The following is a 21,561-nucleotide window of genomic DNA, read 5'->3' on the forward strand; positions in this document are numbered from 1 at the left end:
CGCTCCGCTCTGCGTTGTGCTACTGAAACGCGACCTCGGCGAAGCTGCGCAGCTTGCGCGAATGCAGGCGTTCGGATTCCTGCTGCTTGAGCCGCTCCAGCGCCTTGAGACCGATCTCAAGGTGCTGGCCGACGCGCTGACGGTAGAATTCGCTGGCCATGCCTGCGAGCTTGATCTCGCCGTGCAGCGGCTTGTCGGAGACGCACAGCAGCGTGCCGTAGGGTACGCGGAAGCGGTAGCCGTTGGCGGCGATCGCCGCCGATTCCATGTCGAGCGCGACCGCGCGCGACTGCGACATGCGCCGGATCACCTGCGGTCCGCTGATCTCCCAGTTGCGGTTGTCGACGCTGGCGACCGTGCCGGTGCGCATCAGCCGCTTGAGCTCGAAGCCGGTGAGCCCGGTCACCTCGCCGACGGCTTCCTCGAGCGCGACCTGCATTTCCGCAAGCGCCGGGATCGGCACCCAGAGCGGCAGTTCGTGATCGAGCACGTGGTCCTCGCGCACATAGCCGTGGGCGAGCACATAATCGCCGAGCCGCTGCGTGTTGCGTAAGCCAGCACAGTGCCCGATCATCAGCCAGGCATGCGGCCGCAGCACCGCGACGTGATCGGTGATGTTGCGCGCATTGGACGGACCGATTCCGATATTGATCAGGGTGATGCCGCAATAGCCGGGCCGGACCAGATGGAAGGCCGGCATTTGCGGGACGCGTTCGGACGGGGTCCCGGTGGTGCCGCCGAGCCGCGCATTGTGCGTCATCACATTGCCGGGCGCGACGAAGGCCTCGAGACCGGCCTCGCCCGACGCAAGCCGCTGCTGCGAGAGCTGCACGAAGGCATCGACATAGAACTGGTAGTTCGTGAAGATCACGAAATTCTGGAAGTGCTCCGGGTCGGTGCCGGTGTAGTGGTAGAGCCGGCGCAGCGAGTAATCGACCCGCGCCGCGCGGAACAGCGCCAGCGGCTCCGGCACGCCCGGCGTCAGCTCAAAGGTGCCGTCGGCGATCGCATCGTCCATCGCGGCGAGATCGGGCGTATCGAAGATGTCGCGCAGCGACCTTGTGAACGCCGAACTGTCGGCGATGGTCAGCGCCGCCTCGATATTGATGTCCCGGCGGTAGGCGAAATGGATCGGGATAGATTCGTTCGACTCGCCGATCTCGACCGCCACGCCATGGTTCTTGATCAGGAGCCCGATCTGCTCGGTGAGATAGGTCCGGAAGATATCGGGGCGCGTGATGCTGGTCTCGTGGACGCCGGGTCCTGCGACGAAGCCGTAGGCAAGCCGCGAGTCGAGCCGCGCATGTGACGAGGTCGTGATACGGACGAACGGGTAATGTGCCCGCACCCGCGTCGTGAACGGCACGCCGTTGACATAGGCCTCGAAGCGATTGCGCAGGAATCCGGTGTTGCGCTCGTAGATCTCTTCGAGACGGACAACGGCGGCTGCGGCATCGACGAACGCTTCGGTCGTGATCGGCGGCGGGATTTCGATGGAGGGTGTGGGAGACATGTTCGCGTTGCACCAGATCCGTTGCCGAGCTTGGACTCGCTCTGGATCAGTGCAGTATAGCGACTATGGCATCCAGTTCCAGACGTCGATCAGGCCGCAGCGGTGGGCCGCTGCCCGCTCTGACTACTGAATCCGCGCGAGCACCGCGAGACGGCGGATGCCCTTGTTACGGTAGGCGTCGAGGAACGCGTAATAATCCTTGAACGAGACGCAGCCGTTGGAGTCGCCGTTCGGACCGAGCATGAAGGTGTGCGCGAGCAGGCCGTCGCGGTTGAAGATCTTGCCTTCGCCGCCGATTGGATTGAGCCGCAGCGCCGGCACGCCGTGGAACAGCGCCTCGCGCGGCTTGAGCTCGTAAATGTGCGGCGGCGTCACGCCGACCATCTTCAGATGCGAGGACCTGGGGTCGTCGAGCCTGGAGCCGAGGCCCGAATGCGCCTCGAGGCGCGTGCCATCGGGCAGGTACACGGTCTTGGCCGAGATGTCGTAGACCGCGGTCTGACGGTCATAGGGCGGCGAGCCGCCGAGCATCGGGTTCTGGTCCAACGTCGAGGGGATGCTGCCGGTCACGTTCGCGTCGGCTGAAGCGAAGGAGAGCAGTCCGCCGCTCGACTCCCGCTTGCCCCACAGTTTTTCGACCATGGTCTGCCGGTCGTTCGATGCGATCGACATCACCGCGGCCTTGGCGCGCGCGGCCATGTCGCGAACGCCGCCGGATTTCGCAGCCTGCTTGGCCTCGGCAGGCTTCGCCTCGGACGCCTTATCGGCCCCCTTGGGCTGAACGTCCGCAGCGGGATCGTTGAGCGCCACCTTCAGATTGGCGGCGGCCTGCTTCTTGGCGGTCTCGACCGACTTCGGCGCCGGCAACGCCTTCGATGTCTCGGCAAGCTCCGCGGAGGCGACCGCCCTCGCCGCTTCGGCGACCTTGGGCGCAGCGGCCTGCTTGATCGGGTCGATCTGCGATGCGGCGTCAGCCACGACGCTGGATGCGACGCCCTCGGGCGAGGCGGCCGCAAACCGATCGTTAAACATAAGCGACGATGCCGGGGCTTCCGACTTCGCGACCTCGGTCTTCGCGGGCGCCGCCGGTGCTGGCGTCAGGGACGCGAACACCTCGTTGAAGGCAGGCGTCGGCCGCGCAGCGACCGCGACGGGCCGCTTCACCACCGGCGCATCGAACGACGCACTACCCACCGACGGATAGACGCTCGCCGCAAAAATGTTGGCGTAGACGGTCCAGGCGCAGCCAAGCACCAGCCCCGCCACCGCGGCGCTGCCGAGGAAATGCTGTGGGAGAATTTTTCGGGAGGATTTCTTGCGGCTTGGCGCCCCAAGAACATACGCACTCGCACTCGTACCCATACGCCCGGCGCTCAAAACAGGTCCACCTTTGTCCCTCACTCGACGCGGGGTCGAACGGGTGTTCGGCTCAACGTCGCGCGGGGGCACAGACGGCCATTAAGGCGACTTTTAGTTAAATGCGACTTAACCGGATGCGATCCCCTGCAGCGCGGGAAGTGCCTGTGGCGTAGGGCTTTTTTAAGATGACATTGGACCGCCAAAGCGGCTTTTCTGTCCCATCATGGGACATTCCGGTATGCCGCTCCAGCGCGGCATACCGGAATATATTCAGGGGAGAATTTCCTTGCCGATCGCCCCGTAATCGCGCGGGGATCGAGCAAAAACCATCTCTCAGTAGCTGAGCTTCGGATACCAGTCCTTGCCGCGTCCTTCAGGCGTCGTGTCGAGCAAGGTCCACAGCGGATCCATGTCCGGCGCGCCGCGCGGGTCCTGGCCGGGGTCCATCGTGCCCGCCCCCATTTCGCCGGCCCAGAAATGACGGATCGTGCCGTCGTGGCGTGTGAAGACATTGTAGCCCGGCAGGTCGCTGTCATCCTTGTTGACATAGTCGCGCGTGTAATCGCCCGATGCATCCGAGTAGATCCTGTGACGCGTCCAGCCGCGCGCCTTCTTCGCCTCGATCAGCCGTGCGATCGGCGAGCGCGCCACGAACACGAACGACACGCGCTGCTCGATATCGGGCAGCTTCTCCTCCCACGTGCTCAAGAACGACGTGCACATCGGACACGGCTTCTCGCGCTGCGGGCCGTACATGTAGCTGTAGATGATGAGGGTCGGCTTGCTGCCGAACAGATCGGCGAGCGATGTCGCACCGGCCTCCCCGATGAACTCATAGGACTTGGTCACCTCGCCGCCCGGCGGCAATGCGCGGCGTAGCGCGGCGACGCGCTCGATATGCCGGCGCAGCTCGATCTCTTCGACGAGCAATTCCTGGCGGGCGCTTCGATACTCGGCGCTCTCATTGGGAAAGCGCCTAACATTGGTCGTGGCGAGTTCGGCAGCAGGCTTGAGGACGGAACTGGTCATGGTTGGAACCTCGCGTGGTTGACGGGCTGTCTGGAAGACGACCCGGACCCGGACGATCCGACACTCAACGGCGAGGATTTATTGCAGTTCCGGCGGCGGGGAACGGTCGAGGATCTCGCCCTTTGCGCCTTCCAGCAGGTCGAGCGCGTAGGTCTCGATGGTCAACGGCCCCCGCATGCGTTTGGCCTCGGCCACCGTTTCGACACGGGCGAAATTGTCGCGCAGCGAGGCCGGCATCGCCTGCTCGACCTCATGCACATAGAGCAGCTTGCCAGCCAGTTGCGCCGGGCTCGGCTCTTGCATGTTGACCCAGCGAATGCGCTGGCCCTGCTGGGCGACGCAGGTGCCCTTGGGGAGATAGAAGGCGAGCCAGCCGGTGGTGCCGTAATCCGCCGCCAGCACGCAGCTCGCGCCGGTCCGGACGCGGGTCGCCTCGATCTCGTCCGCAAGCTCCTGCCAGCCGACACCGACGCTGCGCACGGTGGCGTCGCGGCGGTAGCCCGAGAGCAAACCGGTGTTGGCCTGCACGATCAGCAGCGCGAACAGCACGACGCCGACGGGTGCGGCCCAGCGGCGGCAGAAATCGATCGTGCGCTGCTCGCGCGGCGCCCACTGCACCTGGACTGCCGCGACCGCGGCCGCCACGGCAAAGGCGGGATAGACCGGCGCGAACCAGTTGGCCTCGACCCGCGCGTGCAATGCGTGCCAGGTGAAGTAGACCACGATGGTCCAGAACATCGTGTTGACCAGCACGCGCGCCTCCAGCGCGCCGGCGCGGCGCCGATAGAGCGCGTAGAGGCCCATCACGCCGAGGATGAAGACCAATGGCGTTGCGAACGCAAACTGGGTCGGGATCAGCTCGGCGATGTAGGTCGGGCGGAAATCCTCGATCCGCGCGCGGCCCATCTGCTTGATGAAGGACACCCAGTGATGGTCGGCATTCCAGCGGATGACCGGGCTGAACAGGCCGAGCGCGACCAGACCGCCGAGATAGAGCCAGGGCGACAGAAACCAGCGCCGCAGCTTCGGCACCATCGCAAGCCAGATCAGGATCGCCGGACCAAAGAACAGCGCCGAGTATTTCGACAGCAGCGCCGCGCCGGCGCTGGCGCCGACCGCAAGCCACCATTCGCCGCGACCGCTCGCCAGCACCTTTGCCAGCGCGTACAGCAGCAGGCTGGCAGCGACCAGCAGCGGCGCATCTGGCGTCACGATCAGCGTGCCGACGGCGGCCATCAGCGTCACATTGAGCAGGATGGTTGCGCTCGCGGCGATGCGCCGGCCGCCGAACAGGATCTCGGCCGCCCGGTAGATCGCCCAGCTCATCGGCAGTGCGAGCAGGATCGACACCAGCCGCACGCCGAACGGCGTATCGCCCGCGATCATGGTGCCGAGCCGGATCACCACCGCCACCATCGGCGGATGGTCGTAATAGCCGCCGGCGAGCGACTTCGACCACATCCAGTAATAGGCTTCGTCGAAAGTCAGCGGCGTCCATGCCGCGGCGGCCAGCCGCAACACGACCAGCGCGCACACCGCAAGCGCGGTGTTTCGGGCCAGCCGCGCCTCGCTCGCGTTCATGCCGCCGTCATCGCTTGCGCCAGACGAACAGCCCGGACATCGCGTAGTTCCAAACCACGCCCATCAGCGCGCCGGCTGCGCCCGCCAGCCACCAGATCGGCTCCTGGTCGTAGACCGAGAACGCGACGCCGACATTGGCGAGCAGGCCGACGCTGCAGACCAGATAGAACAGCAGCAGGCCGCGCAGGATGCCAAAGCCCTTCAGCCGCTGATCGCGATAGGTCAGGAAATTGTTGAGGATGAAATTGCTGGTCATGGCGACGATCGCACCGGTGGCCTGGGCCTCCGGGAATGGCGCCTTGAACAGTTCGAGCGCGATGAACAGCACGGTGAGGTGCACCACCAGGCCGAGCCCGCCGACCGCCGCGAACAGAATGAAGCGCAGCGAGATCAGATCATTGGTCAGCTTCGCCAGCACCAGGCCGAGGAAGTCGAGCGCGACCATCGAGTCGAGCTTGCTCTCGCCATGCTGGCGGGCACCGAAGGTGTAGGGAATTTCGACCGCGCGCAGCTTGCCCTCCGCGGTCGCTACGACGTCGAGCAGAATCTTGAAACCCTGCGTCGACAGCTGCGGCGCGAGCTGCTCGAAACGGTCGCGGCGGACCATGAAGAAGCCGCTCATGGGGTCGGCGATCTCGACCTTCAGCGCGCGGCGCGCGATCTCGGTGGCAAACGCGCTGGCGCCGGCGCGCTGCTTGTTGAAGCCGTCGGCCTTGTAGCCCTCGATATAGCGGCTGCCGACCACGAGCTCGGCCTCGCCGCTCTGCAGTAGCGCCACCATCTTCGGCAGCTGGGTCTCGTCATGCTGCAGGTCGGCATCCATCACCGCGGCATAGGGCGCGCTCGAGGCCAGAATGCCCTCGATGCAGGCGCCGGACAGGCCGCGCCGGCCAATCCGGCGGATGCAGCGCACGCGGGAATCCTTCCGCGCCAGCGCGCGCACCACGTCCCAGGTTCCGTCGGGCGAATTGTCGTCGACGAAGATGACTTCCCAGGACACGTCCTTCAGGATCGCGTCGAGCCGGCGGTACAGCACCGTGACATTGTCGCGTTCGTTGAAGGTCGGGACGACCACCGAAAGCAGCGGCAAGCTTGCTGCCTGCGATGAGGTTTCGGGGCTCGGCTTGATGGCTTCGTTCATGAGCGCCAGCGTATAGCCGCAGCCTCTCCCGCTGCCAAGGCAGGCCGACCCAAACGCACGCTCGGAAAGCGGGAAAACGGGGCAAAACACCCCTGAAAATGCCAACGACCACGAACAAGGGGCGCGCGTACATCCGGCGCAGCCTATCAATGTCGTGGTCGTCCGGCGCCGGAGCCCTGAAGCTGCAACGTCGCCGTTGGAAGCAAGATAGGAAGGCCCCAGGCGGTCCGCAAGGGGCGCAGGAGGCGCTAGTTGTTCGGGACTTCCCGGATCACCGGGCCGCGTGGCGCCCGGGGCTGCCGGCGCGGCCTCGGCAGCTGGAGCCGCCTGCGGCTGTGCGGCGGACCGGGTCGGGTTACGGAGCTGGCTCGGCGACGGCCCGTAGATGAACGCCGCCGCCAGCGCGACGGCCGCGACCAGTGCGCCCAAGAAACCTGCCGTCGATTGTGATCTCATGCCGATGATCCCCTCGCCTGCGCGGATTGATATCAAAAATCGGCCGGCCGCAACAGGATTTGGGAACCTATTTGGCCGCGGCCCTGCGCCGGGTGAAGGCGGTCACGATGTCCTTCTGCGCGAGCTCGATCGCACGGTTGGCGGTCGTCAGATTCGCGTCGGCGTCCTGCTTCGGAAATTGCAGCGACAGGAAGTCGATCAGCGACACGCGGAAGTTCTGCCGCTCCGACGGACAGACATTGGCGATCAGCGAGGTGAACTCCTGGTCGGACATCGCCTTGTTGCTGTCGCGGGGATATTCGCGGGCGAGACAATTCCAGTAGGCGTCGCGGCCGGTGATCGCGAGCTTGTGCGCATCGTCGACCTCATCGGCCATTGCAGCGGAGGATATGGCGGCGGAGGACATGATCAAGAGGGCGGCCGCAACCAGCATGCGCATTGTTGTTCTCCATTTTGGCGCATCGTAGCGAAGAGCGACAGCGACGATAAGCGCCGCCGTGCCGATCTGGCAAACTGGCCAATCACGATTATTTTGATTAGTCTTGCTTCCTGTTCCCTCCCTCACGATGAGTGCAGTCGTGGCCAAAGCTCCCACCAAGGCGACCAAAACCAAGACCGACGCAGGCAACATCTATATCGGCATCGGCGGCTGGACCTTCGAGCCGTGGCGCGGAGTGTTCTATCCGGAGAAGCTCGCGCAAGCGAAGGAGCTGTCCTACGCCGCCTCCAAGCTGACCTCGATCGAGATCAACGGCACCTATTACGGCTCGCAGAAGCCGGAGAGCTTTCGCAAATGGGCCAGCGAAGTGCCCGACGGCTTCATCTTCTCGCTGAAGGGACCACGCTTCGCCACCAACCGCCGCGTGCTCGCCGAGGCCGGCGATTCGGTGAAGCGGTTCTATGATTCGGGCGTGCTGGAGCTGAAGGACCGGCTCGGGCCGGTGCTCTGGCAGTTCGCGCCGACCAAGAAGTTCGACGGCGCCGATTTCGGCAAGTTCCTCGAGCTGCTGCCGCGCAAGCTCGACGGCCGCGCGCTGCGCCACGTCGTCGAGGTCCGCCACGACAGTTTTTGCGTGCCCGAATTCGTCGCCCTCATTCGCGAGCACGAGGTACCGGTGGTGTTCGCCGAGCACGGCAAATATCCGGCGATCGCCGACGTCGCGAGCGACTTCGTCTATGCGCGGCTGCAGAAGGGCAATGACGAATTGAAGACCTGCTATCCGCCGAAGCAGCTCGACGCCTGGGCCAAGCGGTTTCAGGACTGGGCCGCCGGCAGCGAGCCCGACGATCTGCCGAAGGTCGAGAAGACCGCGCCCAAGAAGGCGCCGCGCGACGTGTTCGCCTATGTGATCCACGAGGGCAAGGTCCGCGCGCCGGCCGGCGCGATGGAACTGATCGAACGGGTGAAGTGAGCGAGAACCGATGGCGAAGGCCAGGAAGCTGTTCACCATCGGCTACGAGCAGACGCCGTCGAAGGCGGTGCTCGACGAGCTCGAGCAGGCCGGCGTCAAGCTGCTGGTCGACGTCCGCGCCATCGCCTCCTCGCGCCGGCCCGGCTTCTCCAAGACCCAGCTCGCCGCCGGTCTCGACGAGCGCGGCATCGGCTACGTCCATCTGCGCGGTCTCGGCACCCCGAAAAGCGGACGGGAAGCGGCACGCAGCGAGCAATATGCGCTGCTGCACAAGATCTATTCGGCGCACCTAAAGACGGCGCAGGCCAAGGAAGAGCTCGACGAGCTGTCGGCGCTGGTCAAGCAGTCCGGCCCGGTCTGCATCCTCTGCTACGAGCGCGACCACCAGCACTGCCACCGTCGATGGATCGCCGAGATCATCGAAGAGCGCGACGGCGTCAGGATCGAGAACCTGGCGGCACCGCAGCTCTAGCCTGCCTCGCCCGGCATGTTCAGCGTCCCTTCCATCATCTTCACGCAGCCGCCGCCGACATGCACCGAAGTGATCGCGCCGCCTTGCTTGCGCACGCGCGTCAGCAACAGGCTCGGCCGGCCCATGTCGACGCCCTGCCCGATCCGCAGCCGCAATTCGCCATCGCGCGCGGGATCAATATCGGCGAGCAGCGCCGCGCAAGCCGCGGTCGCGCTGCCGGTGGCGGGATCCTCGGACAGGCCGCTGGCGCCCGGATGGAACATGCGCGCCTGCAGGTCGAGCGGCTGCTCGCTCGCCGGCACGTCGCGCGTGTAGAAATAGACCACGTCGCGGCCGATCTCGGCCAGCGTCCTGGCGAACGCCGCAGCATCCGGCCGGGCGCGCCTCAGCGCCTCGCGCGAGGCGATCTCGACCACCAGGAACGGCAGCCCGACCGAGACGACCTGCGGCGCGTGCCGATCGGTCTTCACATCAGCCGCCGTCAGCGACAGGCACGCGGCGGCGGCGGCCGCGCTGACCTCATTGGTCCGCTGCAGCGCCTGCGGCGCGGTCAGCTCGGCCCCGACCACATTGCCGCCGTCGGACAGGATCTCGACCGGCACGAGGCCCGCCTTCTCCTCGAACCTCAAGCGCGCCGGCGCCTTCGCGGCCCGGCTTGCCAGCACGAAGGCGGTGCCGACATTGGGATGGCCGGCGAACGGAATTTCCGAGCGCACCGTGAAGATGCGAACCTGGGCGTCGTTGACCTTGTCCTGCGGCGGCAGCACGAAGGTCGTCTCGGAATAGTTGAACTCGGTCGCGATCGCCTGCATCTCTTCGGTCGAGAGCCCTTCGGCGTCGAGCACCACGCCGAGCGGGTTGCCGCCGAAGGCGCGGTCGGTGAAAACGTCGACGGTGATATAGCGCCGCTGCATCCTGCTTGTCCTCGTGCTCCGGTCATTCCGATGACGTCACCGTACCACGGCCCGAGCGATGCCCTTCAGAGCACTCGGTACAATCGCGGGCAAGTCACATGCAGGCAGCTCGCGCGGCTTGAGGAGCCGTGCGTGATTGCCTCGGATCATGTGAGCGTCGCCGCCTACCCCAACTGCCAGACGTGCACCGGGTGCTCGTAGCCCCGCACCGGGATCTCGCCGCGCGACACCGCGTCCTTGCAGTCATCGCCGAGCGCCTCGCGCACCGCGGAGGAAATTAAAAACTGCGAGCCGAGCTCCTTGTTCAGCGCCTCGAGCCGCGCGGCAAAATTCACGGTGTCGCCGATCACGGTGTACTCCTTGCGCCGGGGCGAGCCGATATTGCCGGCGACGACCTCGCCGATGTGGATGCCGATGCCGATGCGCAGCGGCCAGCTCGTCGCCGCGTTGGTGCGCTCGTTCGCCGCGAGCATTTCACGCGCGGCGGCGACCGCCTGATGCGCGGCGTCGCCGGTCTCGAACGGGGCACCGAACAGCGCGAGAAAGCCGTCGCCCAGAAACTTGTTCACGATGCCGCCATGGCGATCGAGGATATCGACCAGCACGGCAAAGGCGCCATCGAGCCTGTCGACCACCTCCTGCGGCGAGCGGGTGCGCGCACCGGCCGTGAAGCTGCGGAAATCCACGAACATCACCGCAACACGGCGGATGTCGCTGCCGGTGCCGGCACCCTCCGTCATCAGACGTTCGACCACCTGCGGCGAGACGTGCTGGCCAAACAGATTGGTGATGCGATCGCGCGCGGTGGCGGCCGCGATGCTAGCCGCGAACTGCCGGCGCAGCTGCATGCCGACCGCGCCGGCCAACATGCCGCAGATCAGGATGATCGCGCTCCGCGCGGCGTGATAGTAGATGCTGGTCTCGGCCGCGCCGCCGCCCGAGGGATGGAAGAACACCGCCATGTAGAACAGCTCGGCCGCCGCGACGAAGCCGGTGAAGGTCGAGAGCCAGAAGTCGAGCCGCAGCGTCGACAGGATGATGAAGACGAAATAGATCAGCGGCGCCACGAAGCCGAGCGCCTCTTGCGGCCCCATGCTATTCATGTGCAGCGCCAGCACTACGGTCGGCAGCGACGTCTCGACCAGCACGCCGATGTAGCGCCGGACCACCGGCAGGTCGCGCCCCTTGCGCATGTGCCAGCTGATTGCCCCGTGCACCCAGAGCTCGAACAGGATCAGCGGAATGGTGACGTAGAAGACGTAGACGGGGCTGAGGTTGCCGTGCCAGACGCGGCTGACCGCGTCGGGCGCAAAGAAATACACCAGCAGACTGATCGCCGCGAGAGCAGCGGCGGTAGCGATCAGCACCTTGATGCGGAGCAGCTCGGTGGTCATCACCTCGCGCATCAGGGCGTGATGGAAATCGGCGGATACGGTTGTGTCTGCCGCTGCGCTGTTTTTGTCCGAAGATTCCGCCATGCCTCCCACCCCGTCATCCCGGGGCGCGAAGCGAACCCGGAATCTCGAGATTCCGGGTTCGATGCTTCGCATCGCCCCGGAATGACGATCATTGATGGCATCCATCATAGCCTCAATCGAGCGTGCGGCGGAAGCGCGTCACCGCGATCGTCATGGCGAACAGCATCAGGGCGACCAATGCGGCGGTGTCGTATTGCAGGTTGTGCATCGCCGCGCCCTTCAGCATGATGGCCCGCACGATGCGCACGAAATGGGTCAGCGGCAGCCCCTCGCCGATATATTGCGCCCAGACCGGCATGCCCGCGAACGGAAACATGAAGCCGGACAGCAGGATGCTCGGCAGGAAGAACATCATCGAGAGCTGCATCGCCTGCAGCTGGTTCTGGACGATGGTCGAGAAGGTGTAGCCGATCGACAGATTGGTGGTGATGAACAGTGTGGTGAGCAGCGCCAGCAGCGTCAGGCTGCCGAGGACCGGCACACCGAACAGCACAATGCCGATGGCGATGATCAGCGTGGCCTGGATGAAGCCGACCAGCACATAGGGGATGATCTTGCCGAACATCACCTCGACCGGCTTGATCGGCATCGACAGCAGGCTCTCCATGGTGCCGCGCTCGATCTCGCGCGTCACCGAGAGCGCGGTGAAGATCAGCATGGTCATGGTCAGGATAGTTCCGACCAGACCGGGCACGATATTGAGACGCGAGTCCGCCGCCGGGTTGTAACGGGCGTGGGCGCGGATTTCGAACGGCATGTCCGGGGGATCGCCGACGTGCAGATCATGCGCCAGCGCCGATTGCACCAGCGGCCCGAGTGCGCCGAGCGCCGAGCCCGACGCGACCGGGTCGGTGGCATCGGCGGCGACCAGCAGCGCCGGTCTGTCGCCGCGCCGCACCGCGCGCTCGAAGCCGCGCGGGATTTCGACGCCGAACAGCACCTTGCCGGATTGCAGCAGCTCGTCGAATTCCTCGACGGTGTGGACCTCGCGGACAAAATGGAAATAGGCGGTGTTCTCCATCGCCTTCAGGATCGAACGGCCGAGATCGCTGTCTTCCTGGGTCAGCACCGCGGTCGGCAGATTGCGCGGCGTGGTGTTGATGGCGTAGCCGAACAACGTCAGCTGCATGACCGGCAGCATGATGATCATGGCGAAAGAGACGCGGTCGCGGCGAAGCTGGATGAACTCCTTGACCAGCATCGCGTAGCTGCGCCGCCAGAAGCCGAATGCCGGCTCCCTCGCCTCGCTGTTCTGGATCGTTTCCGTTGCGCTCATCGCAATTATCCCTGGAAATTATCCTTGAAAGTTATCCTTGGAAATTATCCTTGGAGCGCCCCATCAAATCGATGAAGACGTCTTCGAGCGACGGCTCGCTGGCCTGCCAATGCCACTTCGAATTGTCCCGATAGGGCGCGATCGCGGCCTCGAGCACCGCCTTGTCGCGGCCGGAGACGTGCAGGCTGGTGCCGAACGGCGCCACCATGTCGACGCCGGGCTTGTCCGTGAGCTCGGCCATCAGGCCGTTGAAATCCTCGCCCGTCACCGTCCAGGTCGACAGCGCGGACGCCGCGATCACCTCGTCCACCGTGCCATGGGCCAAGAGATGACCGTAGGCGATGTAGGCGATCTCGTGACAGCGCTCGGCCTCGTCCATGTAATGGGTCGAGACCAGCACGGTGAGGCCTTCGGCGGCGAGCGCGTGGATCTCGTTCCAGAAATCGCGCCGCGCCTTGGGATCGACGCCGGCGGTCGGCTCGTCGAGCAGCAGCAATTGCGGATTGGGCAGCGTGCAGGCGCCGAGCGCGAGCCGCTGCTTCCAGCCGCCGGAAAGGTTGGCGGCGAGCTGCTCCTCGCGGCCCTTCAGCCCGATCCGCGCGATCATGTCGGCCGCGGCGCCGCGCGCGTCCGGCATGCCATAGAGCCGCGCCACGAATTCGAGATTCTCGCGCACCGACAGATCCTGGTAGAGGCTGAAGCGCTGCGTCATGTAGCCGACCTTGCGCTTGATCTTGTCGGCATCGCGCCGGATGTCGTAGCCGAGGCAGGTGCCCTCGCCGCTGTCGGGCGTCAGCAGGCCGCACAGGATGCGGATGGTCGTGGTCTTGCCGCTGCCGTTGGGACCGAGGAAGCCGTAGATCGAGCCGCGCTTGACCTGCATCGACAGGTCATGGACGACCTCGCGTCCGCTAAACGACTTGGTCAGGCCCTTCACATCGATCGCGATGGAGGGTGCGTTGGACCGCGCGCTGGTGGAGCCGCCGTTCATCTGCGCTCCGCCACCGGCGTCTTGGGATTGAGGTAGATGCTGATCGGCTGACCGACGCGCAGCACATCGGGCCGGCTCGGCCGCGCCTGGATCAGATAGACCAGCTTGTTGCGCTCATCGAGGCTGTAGATGACCGGCGGCGTGTACTCCGCCGTGGTGGCGATGAAGTAGATCTTTGCCGTGAGGTCGGCGGCGCAATTATCGCAGGTCACCCTCACCTCGTCGCCGAGCGCAAGCTTCGGCAGCTCGGCCTCCGGCACGAAGAAGCGCAGCTTCATGTTGCCGGGCGGCATGATCGACAGCACCGGGCGCTGCGCCTGCACCATCTCGCCCTCGCGGAAATAGATCTGCTGGATCGAGCCCGCGATCGGCGCAAAGCCCTTGCGACGGTCGAGCCGGGTCTGCGAGGTGTTGACCCGCGCCTCCGCGACGCGCAGCGCCGAGACCGCGGAATCCAGATTGGCCTGGGTGCCGGCGCCGGTGCCGCGCAGCGAGGCCGCGCGGTCATAGCTCTGCCGCGCATTGGCGAGGGTCGCATTGTTCTGGTTGAGATCGGCGCGCTGCAAATCGTCGTCGACCGAATAGAGCAGATCGCCGGGCTTGACCTCGTCGCCTTCGCGCACATTGAGCTTGATGACGCGGCCGGATTCATCGGGGCTGACGAAGATCATGTCGGCCTCGACCCAGCCCTGGAAGCCGGGATCACGCTTCTCCTGGCAACCGGCCAGCGCCGCCGCCAGCACGACTGCGGTCACGAGCTTCATCATGCGCGAGCCGGTCATGGCTTGCTCCGTTCGCCGAAGATCAGATCGAGATGAACCTTGAACATCGCGAGGGCATCGAGCGGCGCGTGCCGGGCAAACAGGCCCTGCCAGATCACCGCGACGATCGCGGGCGCCACGACGAGTTGCGGAAACTGCGCGAGTTGGCGCTGCCTGATCTCGCCGCGCGTGATCGCAAGCTGGATCAGCGCCTGCATCGCGGCCATCCCCTTCGACACTACCTCGCGGAAATAGAAGTCGGCGATCGTCGGGAAGCGCGGCCCTTCGGAGACGATCAGGCGGACGATGTCGCCGCGCCGGGTCGACACGATCTCGCGGATGAAGGTCTCGGCAAACCTCTCCACCGCATCGCGCACCGGGCCGGTGATGGTGGGCGGCGCGGCCATGCGATTGACCAAGGGCACGACTGCGGTGCGGATCAACTCCTCGAACATCGACTCCTTGTCCTTGAAGTACAGATAGAGCGTGCCCTTGGCGACGCCCGCCCGCCTGGCGACATCGTCGAGCCGCGTCGCGGCGAAGCCGCGCGCAATGAACTCGTCCATCGCCGCCTCGACGATCGCAGCGCGCCGCTCCGCCGATTTCTCGGCGCGGTTCGCAGCAGGCTTGGCCTCGGGCTGCTTTGCCGAGGCCACCTTCGGGATCCTCGCCGCGGCAGCCCGGATCGCGGTGGTCCGGCGCTTGGCGGGCCGGGAGCGGGTCGTCTTTTCGATGCGCTTTGTCATGGTCATAATATGACTGACCAGTCAGTCATTGTCAACATGTTCAGAGAAAACGCCTGCCGGCCGGAAGCGTTCCTGTCGGCCTTCCCGGCTCTCAGGGGGCGCATAGGTTCGCGATCTCGCGGTGCAAATGCCCGAATTTGCTGCTTATTTCCGCCCTATGGGGAACAGTGGGCGCTGGGAAAGCCTGGTGCCGATCGCACCCGCGGGCCCTGTGCAACAAAAAGGCACAGGGGTGGCACCACAGGTGTAACCGGAGCAATCCGGCTTTGCCTGCGCGATGCGCTACGGCTCACTTCGTGCTCTCCCCGGCGAGATTGGGGGGAATTTGATACAAGCGGTCCGCTGGGGGAAACACCAATGAGCGATTGGCTACACAACCTTTCTGTGCCGTGGATGGCCTTCATTGTCTTCGGCTTCACCTATCTTGTTGCCGTTCTCATTTTCGCAGGCGTTGCGATCCTGTCGACCAAGGAGCGCGCACCGTCTTTCAAATCGATCTCGCCCGGCATGTTGCCGGTGCTCGGCATTCTTTTCGGCCTGTTTGTCGCGTTCACCGCAGCACAGGTCTGGAGTGACAGTGATCGCGCCACCGCGGCGGTGAGCCGCGAAGCCAGTTCGCTGCGCGCCGTCACCCTGCTCGCCAGCGGCCTGCCGCCGGAGCAGGAGACGCGCCTGCGCGGCCTCGTTCGCGACTACGTCGAGGAAACGGTCGCCGTGGAATGGCCGATGATGGCGCGCCAGGCTGCATCGCTCAAGGCAGCGCCTCCCGCACTGACCGCGGCGTTGCGCCTTGTCGTATCAACGCCCGCGCAAAACCCGGGCCAGCAGACGACGCAGCACGAGATCATCACCAATCTGAATTCGGCACTCGATGCGCGACGACAACGGATCATCGTCAGTCAGACCGAAGTCGACTCGATCAAATGGTGGTGCCTCTACCTTCAGGCCATCTGCGAGCTATTGGTCATTGCCCTTGTTCACTGCGACAACCGGTTGGGATCCGCCATCGCGATGGGACTGTTCGCGACCGGCGTGGCCACATCGGTTCTGCTGATTGCCGCGCATGATCGACCATTCACCGGCCAGATATCGATCGCGCCGACGCCGTTGCTGCAGATCATGCCGGACAAGGAGGCGAGCCGATAAGCGCCGGACCGCGCACGCGCGCTGTCCGCTAGGTGTGAAACTTCAGCCCATCGAGGATCTTGTCGACCACCTTGCGCTCGGCGCGAATGGCGAGGCCGACCAGGTTGAGCTCGCTGCGCACGACCGCCTTCACCACCTCGCGGTTGGCGGCGTCATGCGTCGTCTTGAACATGTCCTCGGTGTAGAGCGCCGGCTGCACGTTGCGCGCCAGCGCGCGCTCCAGCGCCCGCGACAGCGCAGGCCCGTCGGCGCCGTAGATCAGGATCGGCTGGCCGATCAAAGAGAGATATCTGGTCCCCGAGCCGTCCTCGTAATTCTCGCCGATGCATTCGGGAAAGGAAGCCGCGATGCCGCCGGCAAGAAACGACGCCACGTTGAGCTTCTGCCAGACTTCCAGGTCGGTGCGGATCACGACCGCGATCTTGGTGTCGAACTGCATGGCGATAAATCTATCCGCAGGTTGACGACAAACGCCAGTTCTGACCGCGCATCCCTCATCTGCCCGCCAGGCGCTGACGTTAGTTTCTTGAGCAACCCACGGGCGGACCCTGCCCGCCTGAAGGGCGACGTCGCGGCTGGCGAAGCTGATATCGCTGCGGCGAAGAAGCTCAACCCACACGTCGACCGCTAGCCGTGCGACGTCGCAAAGGCCAGATCCGCGCCGGGACGGAAAGCGATAGTCAGCTCCTGCGCCGCGTAGTAGGCTTCGGGCGTTCGATGACCATCAGCATATTTCAGGGCATTGCATCATGATCAGCAAGGCCGATGTTGTTGTTATTGGTTCGGGCGGATTGGGCGCGGCCACAGCCTATTACCTGAGCAAGCGTGGAGGTCTCAGCGTCGCCCTTGTCGACAAGCATGAGATCGGATCGCAAACTTCCCCCCGCGCTGCAGGCATGGTGAGTTGCGCGCGCAAGAGCGACTTGATGATTGGCCTCATCAAGGACGCATGCCGCAAGATCGAGGCGTTCACGGAAGAAACCGGCCAGCCGCTCGACTGGGTGCATTCGGGCAGCCTCAAGGTTGCGCGCCGGCCGCAGGACGCCGAAGTGATCGAGGACGACTTCGAGCGCGGACGCAGCACCGGCCTCGACGTCGAGCTGATCTCTCCGGAACAGGCGAGCGCTCTCAATCCGTTCTTGCAGCCGACGGGCGTCGTTGCGGCGATGCGGATCGGCGACGACCGGTATTTCGACCCGGCGCAGGTTGCCGTCGGTTTCGCCACAGCCGCCGCGGCCAACGGTGCAACCTTGCTGCCGAAGACTGACGTGCGCGCCGTCAACATCGTCGGCGGCACCGTGATCGGCTTGACCACCGCGAACGGCGTCATTGAAAGTCCGGTTGTCGTCGATGCCGCCGGCGCGTGGACGCGGCAGGTCGCGGAGGCGAGCGGGATCCGCGTGCCGCTGGTGCCGACCCGGCAGCAGTTGATCGTCACCGAGCCTTTGGATGGCGTCCGTGCCGACCTGCCGATGATCCGCATCATGGATGCTGCGGTGTATGCCCGCCCGTGTCAGGGCGGCTTCCTGTGGGGTGTCTACGAGGAAACGCCGCGCTTCTTCGATATGCAGTCGCTTGGGGCCGGCTTCGACGTCAAGGACATGCCGCTCGACATCGGTGTGCTTCATGCCGCCGCCGATGAGGTCAAGGACCAGCTCCCGTTCCTGCAAACCGCCAAGGTGCGGGAGTTTCGCGGCGGCATTCCGACCATGACCGCCGACGGCCATCATATTCTCGGCCCGGCCGCCGGCGTGACCGGCTTCTATTTTGCGAGCGGGTGCAACGTCGCCGGCCTGTCGATCTCGCCGACCGTCGGCGAGGCGCTTGCGGCCTGGATCGTGGACGGCAAGCCGCCCATCGATCTATCGCCGATGTCGGTCATGCGGTTCAAAGACCAATCGTGGTCCGAAGACCAATTGGAGCGCGACGCCGCCTGGCAATACCGACACTTCTATGGCGCCGTCTGAGCGCGGCAGCGCGCTTTGCCCACCAGGCGGATTGCGGCGACTGCCCTACCCCTTGGCGTCGCAGGCCCAGGCGCGGATCACGCATTCCTTGCCGCCATAGTCGTAGCACTTCTTGGTCGCGGCATTGAGCGAGCTCGAGATCTTCGGCGCCACGGCATAGCCATGGGCGCCGCAGGGATTCTTCATGTCGATCGAGAGCGCGGCGCAGGCCCGCTTCATGGTCACGGTGGTGCAATCGCCCTTGCACTGCTTCAGCGCGGCGGCGCGCGCCGCGCCTTCCGCCGGATAGTCGTAGGCCTGGCCATAGGCCCCGCACTTGCCGACCGCGAACGCGCCGGCCGCGCGGGCCTTGGGCACGAAGGTTTCCACGGAGAAACGCGTGGCGCCGAGCAGCAATGTCAGGACGAGAATCGTCAACGCGCGACGCTGCGCGACGGCGGTCGAAATGATCAAGCGGAAATCCCCCAAAGCCCGGCGCGGACTGTACGCAGGGGTCGTTTCCAGATGGTGAATGACGGGTTGAGAGCGAATTCTATCCACTCGTCGTCCCGGCGAAGGCCGGGACCCATAGCCACCGATGGTGATGATTGCGCGAGGCTCTGGCCGCTATCCCACCAACAACAACGATTGGTGGTAATGGGTCCCCTGCTTTCGCCGGGACGACGCGGATGGAGCTAGCCGCCCCGCGCGGCTTCCAGCGCCTGCGGGGTGTCGATGTCGAGGAAGGCGCTGTCGCCTTCGACCGGGACCTCGGCGACCACCTCGGCATGCTTGGTGATCAAGTGACGGGCGCCGATGTCGCCGTCGAGCGTCATCAGCTCCTTGAAAAAGCGCCGCGACCACAGCACCGGATTGCCGCGGCGGCCCTCACTGACCGGGACCGCGATCAGATGGCCGCGGTCCGGCGCGAAGGTCTCGATCAGGCGATCGATCAGCTTCGCATCGATCAGCGGCATGTCGCCGAGGCAGACGATCGCGCCGTCGGCGCTGTCGGACACCGCCGCAATGCCCGCCTTCACCGAGCTGGCGAGGCCGCCGGCGAAATCCGGGTTGCGGACGAACTTGACCTTGAGGCCATCGAGCGCCTGCTCGACCAGCTCGGCCTGATGCCCGGTGACGACGATGACCTCGGAGGCCTTCGACGCCAGGGCCTGCTCGGCGACGATGCGCGCGAGCTTCTTGCCGTCGAGCTCGGCGAGCAGCTTGTTCGGGCCGCCCATCCGGGTCGAGCGGCCGGCGGCAAGCACGATCGCGGCGACGTTGCGGTTGCCTTCGGTGTCCGGCACCGTGCGCGGCTGCGGCCGCGTCACGATCTCCATCAACAGGCCGCCGACGCCCATGCCGGTGAGATCCGATCGCGTCACCTTGATGCCGGCGAGCAGCCGCATCAGCACCCAGTCGAAGCCGTTCTCGACCGGCGAGCGCGCGCAGCCTGGCGCGCCCAGGACCGGCACGCCGCCGGCGCTGCCGATCAGCAGCAGATTGCCCGGATCGACCGGCATGCCGAAATGCTCGACCGCCCCGCCGATCTCGGTGATTGCAGCAGGAATGACATCACGACGGTCGGCGATCGCGGACGCGCCGAACACGATGACGAGCTCGGCCCCTAAGCCGAGCAATTCCTTGATCGAGGCGGCGAGCACCGTCTCGTCATGCGGCACGCGGCGCTCGGCGATGATGGTGGCGCCGGCCGGCGCGAGCCGCTCGGCGGTGACGCGCAGCGTCTTGTCGATCACCTTCGGCGCAAGACCCGGCAGCAGCGTCGAGACCACGCCGACCTTCCGGATCACATAGGGCGCGATCCGCAGCGTATCCTTGCCGGCGACCGTGACGGCGGCATCGCGTAAGCGCCCCTCGACGCCGAACGGGATCAGCTTGACGGTCGCGATCATCTCGCCTTCGACCACCGGCTTGAACGCGGCGAGCGTTGCGAAGGTGATGGCCTCGTCGACGTCGTTGATACGGTCGACCGCGGCGCGATCGATCACCAGCACACCGGGACGGGCCGCGAACAGATTGGCGCGGCCGGTGAAGGCGCGCTCGACATTGACGCCGTCGCCGGCCACCGCCTGCGCGATGCTGGCGGCCGCGGCATCCTCGGAGACGTCGCCCTCGTCGAGCCGCACCACGACGATCTCGTCGACGCCGGCCTTGGTCAGCGCCTCGACCTCGGCGGGGCCGATCGTGGTGCCCTTCTTGAGCACCAGCGCGCCCTGGCGGAGGGTATGCACGGTGACGCCGCCAATCGCGTCGGCTGGACTGGCGGGACCGAATTTCATGCCGCTTCTTCTTTTTCTTTGGGGGGCAAGCGCAGCTGCGCGGTGATCTCGGCCATGATCGCGACCGCGATCTCCGACGGCGACACCGCGCCGATATCGAGGCCGATCGGCGCGTGGATGCGCGCGATGTCGCTGTCCCTGGCGCCCTGCGCGCGCAGCCGCTCGGCGCGCTTGGCGTGGGTCTTTCGCGATCCGAGCGCGCCGATATAGAAGCAGTCGCGGTCGAAGGCGTGCAGCAGCGCCGGATCGTCGATCTTCGGATCGTGCGTCACCGCGACGAAGGCGGTGTAGTGATCGACATTGAGCGGTGGCAGCGCGACGTCGGGCCATTCGGCGACCAGCGGCACGTCGGGGAAGCGCTCCGGGCTCGCAAACGCGGTGCGCGGATCGACCACCGTGACGTCATAGTCGAGCGAGCGCGCCAGCGGCGCCAGCGCCTGGCTGATATGGACCGCGCCGATGATCACGAGCTTTGCGGTCGGCGCGTAGACGTTGAGGAACAGCTTCTTGGTCCCGACCTCGACATTGCCGCTCTTGCCCATCCGCAGTTGCTTTGAGAGCTCGGCGCGCAGCGGATCGGCGGCGATGTCCGCGGCCTTGACTAGACGCTGATCGCCATTGGCGGTGTCGGTGACGATGATGACCGGGCGGCGCGCGGCGCGCTCGGCGTTCAACGCTTTGAGGATCTCGAGTTTCACGGCTAACCAACCTTCTCGACGAAGACGCGGATGGTGCCGCCGCAGGACAGGCCGACATTCCAGGCGGTCTCGTCGGCAACGCCGAATTCGAGCATTTTTGGCTGGCCGCTCGCGATGACGTCGAGCGCTTCCGTCACGACGGCGCCCTCGACGCAGCCGCCGGAGACCGAGCCGAGGAAGGTGCCGTCGTCATTGATGACCAGGCTCGAGCCGGCCGGGCGCGGCGCCGAGCCCCAAGTCTCGACCACGGTGGCAAGCGCCACGCCATGACCCTCTTTCTGCCAGGTCTCGGCGGCCTGCAGGATGTCTTCGTCGCGGTTCAGCATGGTGGCCTCCTGCTAT

At 65.6% G+C, this 21,561-nt stretch carries 21 protein-coding genes; 4 read left to right on the forward strand and 17 right to left on the reverse strand.

The window, feature by feature from the left end; all coding sequences use genetic code 11:
* Nucleotides 1-19 precede the first annotated feature (19 nt).
* The 6 genes from ACVMDN_RS21815 to ACVMDN_RS21840 form a co-directional block, all read right to left on the reverse strand.
* Nucleotides 20-1,513 (reverse strand): AMP nucleosidase, encoded by a 1,494-nt coding sequence (locus ACVMDN_RS21815; protein ID WP_456814573.1) that lies wholly within the window; start codon nt 1,511-1,513, stop codon nt 20-22.
* 123 nt (nt 1,514-1,636) lie between these two features.
* Nucleotides 1,637-2,779 (reverse strand): DUF2778 domain-containing protein, encoded by a 1,143-nt coding sequence (locus ACVMDN_RS21820; RefSeq protein ID WP_430641164.1) that lies wholly within the window; start codon nt 2,777-2,779, stop codon nt 1,637-1,639.
* 426 nt (nt 2,780-3,205) lie between these two features.
* The gene (locus ACVMDN_RS21825; protein ID WP_456814575.1) at nt 3,206-3,901 is read right to left on the reverse strand and encodes a DUF899 family protein; all 696 of its coding nucleotides are present in this window, start codon (nt 3,899-3,901) and stop codon (nt 3,206-3,208) included.
* A 78-nt stretch (nt 3,902-3,979) separates the two neighbouring features.
* Nucleotides 3,980-5,482 (reverse strand): glycosyltransferase family 39 protein, encoded by a 1,503-nt coding sequence (locus ACVMDN_RS21830; protein WP_456814576.1) that lies wholly within the window; start codon nt 5,480-5,482, stop codon nt 3,980-3,982.
* A gap of 7 nt (nt 5,483-5,489) precedes the next feature.
* A complete protein-coding gene (locus tag ACVMDN_RS21835) occupies nt 5,490-6,623 on the reverse strand; it encodes a glycosyltransferase (protein ID WP_229190557.1) in 1,134 nt (377 codons plus the stop codon).
* 523 nt (nt 6,624-7,146) lie between these two features.
* Complete coding sequence (locus ACVMDN_RS21840) at nt 7,147-7,518, reverse strand: hypothetical protein (protein ID WP_028339943.1); 372 nt, start codon at nt 7,516-7,518, stop codon at nt 7,147-7,149.
* 139 nt (nt 7,519-7,657) lie between these two features.
* On the opposite strand from ACVMDN_RS21840, the gene ACVMDN_RS21845 reads away from it, so the two are divergent.
* The gene (locus ACVMDN_RS21845) at nt 7,658-8,491 is read left to right on the forward strand and encodes a DUF72 domain-containing protein (RefSeq protein ID WP_076828565.1); all 834 of its coding nucleotides are present in this window, start codon (nt 7,658-7,660) and stop codon (nt 8,489-8,491) included.
* Between the two features lie 10 nt (nt 8,492-8,501).
* On the forward strand, nt 8,502-8,963 hold the full coding sequence (locus tag ACVMDN_RS21850; protein WP_456814577.1) for a DUF488 domain-containing protein: 462 nt from the start codon (nt 8,502-8,504) through the stop codon (nt 8,961-8,963).
* Here ACVMDN_RS21850 and ACVMDN_RS21855 read toward each other — a convergent pair.
* From ACVMDN_RS21855 to ACVMDN_RS21880, 6 genes are all read right to left on the reverse strand, one after another.
* Nucleotides 8,960-9,877 (reverse strand): PhzF family phenazine biosynthesis protein, encoded by a 918-nt coding sequence (locus tag ACVMDN_RS21855; protein WP_456835000.1) that lies wholly within the window; start codon nt 9,875-9,877, stop codon nt 8,960-8,962. The two genes, ACVMDN_RS21850 and ACVMDN_RS21855, sit on opposite strands and share 4 nt — an antisense overlap.
* Before the next feature lie 164 nt (nt 9,878-10,041).
* Nucleotides 10,042-11,355, reverse strand: a complete 1,314-nt coding sequence (locus tag ACVMDN_RS21860; RefSeq protein WP_456834999.1) for an adenylate/guanylate cyclase domain-containing protein — start codon at nt 11,353-11,355, stop codon at nt 10,042-10,044.
* A 112-nt stretch (nt 11,356-11,467) separates the two neighbouring features.
* A complete protein-coding gene (locus ACVMDN_RS21865) occupies nt 11,468-12,631 on the reverse strand; it encodes an ABC transporter permease (RefSeq protein ID WP_456834998.1) in 1,164 nt (387 codons plus the stop codon).
* A gap of 31 nt (nt 12,632-12,662) precedes the next feature.
* The gene (locus tag ACVMDN_RS21870) at nt 12,663-13,622 is read right to left on the reverse strand and encodes an ABC transporter ATP-binding protein (RefSeq protein WP_456834997.1); all 960 of its coding nucleotides are present in this window, start codon (nt 13,620-13,622) and stop codon (nt 12,663-12,665) included.
* Entirely contained in the window at nt 13,619-14,404 is a 786-nt protein-coding gene (locus tag ACVMDN_RS21875; RefSeq protein ID WP_038388292.1) for an HlyD family secretion protein, read from the reverse strand. Before ACVMDN_RS21875 ends, ACVMDN_RS21870 begins: the two co-directional genes overlap by 4 nt.
* The gene (locus tag ACVMDN_RS21880) at nt 14,401-15,135 is read right to left on the reverse strand and encodes a TetR/AcrR family transcriptional regulator (protein ID WP_456834996.1); all 735 of its coding nucleotides are present in this window, start codon (nt 15,133-15,135) and stop codon (nt 14,401-14,403) included. The genes ACVMDN_RS21875 and ACVMDN_RS21880 overlap by 4 nt, the downstream gene beginning before the upstream one ends.
* A gap of 3 nt (nt 15,136-15,138) precedes the next feature.
* On the opposite strand from ACVMDN_RS21880, the gene ACVMDN_RS21885 reads away from it, so the two are divergent.
* Complete coding sequence (locus ACVMDN_RS21885; protein WP_456834995.1) at nt 15,139-16,275, forward strand: bestrophin-like domain; 1,137 nt, start codon at nt 15,139-15,141, stop codon at nt 16,273-16,275.
* 28 nt (nt 16,276-16,303) lie between these two features.
* On the opposite strand, the gene ACVMDN_RS21890 is transcribed toward ACVMDN_RS21885, so the two are convergent.
* Nucleotides 16,304-16,714: a DUF2000 family protein gene (locus ACVMDN_RS21890; RefSeq protein WP_057018434.1), complete on the reverse strand. Its 411-nt coding sequence runs from the start codon at nt 16,712-16,714 to the stop codon at nt 16,304-16,306.
* Between the two features lie 310 nt (nt 16,715-17,024).
* On the opposite strand from ACVMDN_RS21890, the gene ACVMDN_RS21895 reads away from it, so the two are divergent.
* Nucleotides 17,025-18,242: an NAD(P)/FAD-dependent oxidoreductase gene (locus tag ACVMDN_RS21895; protein ID WP_057018433.1), complete on the forward strand. Its 1,218-nt coding sequence runs from the start codon at nt 17,025-17,027 to the stop codon at nt 18,240-18,242.
* A gap of 45 nt (nt 18,243-18,287) precedes the next feature.
* Here the strand turns inward: ACVMDN_RS21895 and ACVMDN_RS21900 are convergent, their stop codons facing one another.
* From ACVMDN_RS21900 to ACVMDN_RS21915, 4 genes are all read right to left on the reverse strand, one after another.
* Nucleotides 18,288-18,638 carry a DUF4189 domain-containing protein gene (locus ACVMDN_RS21900; RefSeq protein ID WP_420888210.1) on the reverse strand — a complete coding sequence of 117 codons (351 nt, stop codon included), beginning with the start codon at nt 18,636-18,638 and terminating at the stop codon, nt 18,288-18,290.
* Nucleotides 18,639-18,916: 278 nt separating this feature from the next.
* A complete protein-coding gene (locus ACVMDN_RS21905) occupies nt 18,917-20,521 on the reverse strand; it encodes an NTP transferase domain-containing protein (protein WP_456834994.1) in 1,605 nt (534 codons plus the stop codon).
* Nucleotides 20,518-21,219: an XdhC family protein gene (locus ACVMDN_RS21910; RefSeq protein WP_456834993.1), complete on the reverse strand. Its 702-nt coding sequence runs from the start codon at nt 21,217-21,219 to the stop codon at nt 20,518-20,520. Before ACVMDN_RS21910 ends, ACVMDN_RS21905 begins: the two co-directional genes overlap by 4 nt.
* A gap of 2 nt (nt 21,220-21,221) precedes the next feature.
* A complete protein-coding gene (locus ACVMDN_RS21915; RefSeq protein ID WP_018272401.1) occupies nt 21,222-21,545 on the reverse strand; it encodes an XdhC family protein in 324 nt (107 codons plus the stop codon).
* Between the last annotated feature and the right edge of the window lie 16 nt (nt 21,546-21,561).

The sequence above is a fragment of the Bradyrhizobium sp. USDA 4510 genome (assembly GCF_054059095.1).

Coding starts and splice junctions, on each gene's coding strand:
- ACVMDN_RS21815 (WP_456814573.1), bottom strand. CDS start 1,513: ATGTCTCCCACACCCTCCATCGAAATCCCGCCGCCGATCACGACCGAA.
- ACVMDN_RS21825 (WP_456814575.1), bottom strand. CDS start 3,901: ATGACCAGTTCCGTCCTCAAGCCTGCTGCCGAACTCGCCACGACCAAT.
- ACVMDN_RS21830 (WP_456814576.1), bottom strand. CDS start 5,482: ATGAACGCGAGCGAGGCGCGGCTGGCCCGAAACACCGCGCTTGCGGTG.
- ACVMDN_RS21835 (WP_229190557.1), bottom strand. CDS start 6,623: ATGAACGAAGCCATCAAGCCGAGCCCCGAAACCTCATCGCAGGCAGCA.
- ACVMDN_RS21840 (WP_028339943.1), bottom strand. CDS start 7,518: ATGCGCATGCTGGTTGCGGCCGCCCTCTTGATCATGTCCTCCGCCGCC.
- ACVMDN_RS21850 (WP_456814577.1), top strand. CDS start 8,502: ATGGCGAAGGCCAGGAAGCTGTTCACCATCGGCTACGAGCAGACGCCG.
- ACVMDN_RS21855 (WP_456835000.1), bottom strand. CDS start 9,877: ATGCAGCGGCGCTATATCACCGTCGACGTTTTCACCGACCGCGCCTTC.
- ACVMDN_RS21860 (WP_456834999.1), bottom strand. CDS start 11,355: ATGGCGGAATCTTCGGACAAAAACAGCGCAGCGGCAGACACAACCGTA.
- ACVMDN_RS21865 (WP_456834998.1), bottom strand. CDS start 12,631: ATGAGCGCAACGGAAACGATCCAGAACAGCGAGGCGAGGGAGCCGGCA.
- ACVMDN_RS21870 (WP_456834997.1), bottom strand. CDS start 13,622: ATGAACGGCGGCTCCACCAGCGCGCGGTCCAACGCACCCTCCATCGCG.
- ACVMDN_RS21875 (WP_038388292.1), bottom strand. CDS start 14,404: ATGACCGGCTCGCGCATGATGAAGCTCGTGACCGCAGTCGTGCTGGCG.
- ACVMDN_RS21880 (WP_456834996.1), bottom strand. CDS start 15,135: ATGACCATGACAAAGCGCATCGAAAAGACGACCCGCTCCCGGCCCGCC.
- ACVMDN_RS21885 (WP_456834995.1), top strand. CDS start 15,139: ATGACTGACCAGTCAGTCATTGTCAACATGTTCAGAGAAAACGCCTGC.
- ACVMDN_RS21890 (WP_057018434.1), bottom strand. CDS start 16,714: ATGCAGTTCGACACCAAGATCGCGGTCGTGATCCGCACCGACCTGGAA.
- ACVMDN_RS21895 (WP_057018433.1), top strand. CDS start 17,025: ATGATCAGCAAGGCCGATGTTGTTGTTATTGGTTCGGGCGGATTGGGC.
- ACVMDN_RS21905 (WP_456834994.1), bottom strand. CDS start 20,521: ATGAAATTCGGTCCCGCCAGTCCAGCCGACGCGATTGGCGGCGTCACC.
- ACVMDN_RS21915 (WP_018272401.1), bottom strand. CDS start 21,545: ATGCTGAACCGCGACGAAGACATCCTGCAGGCCGCCGAGACCTGGCAG.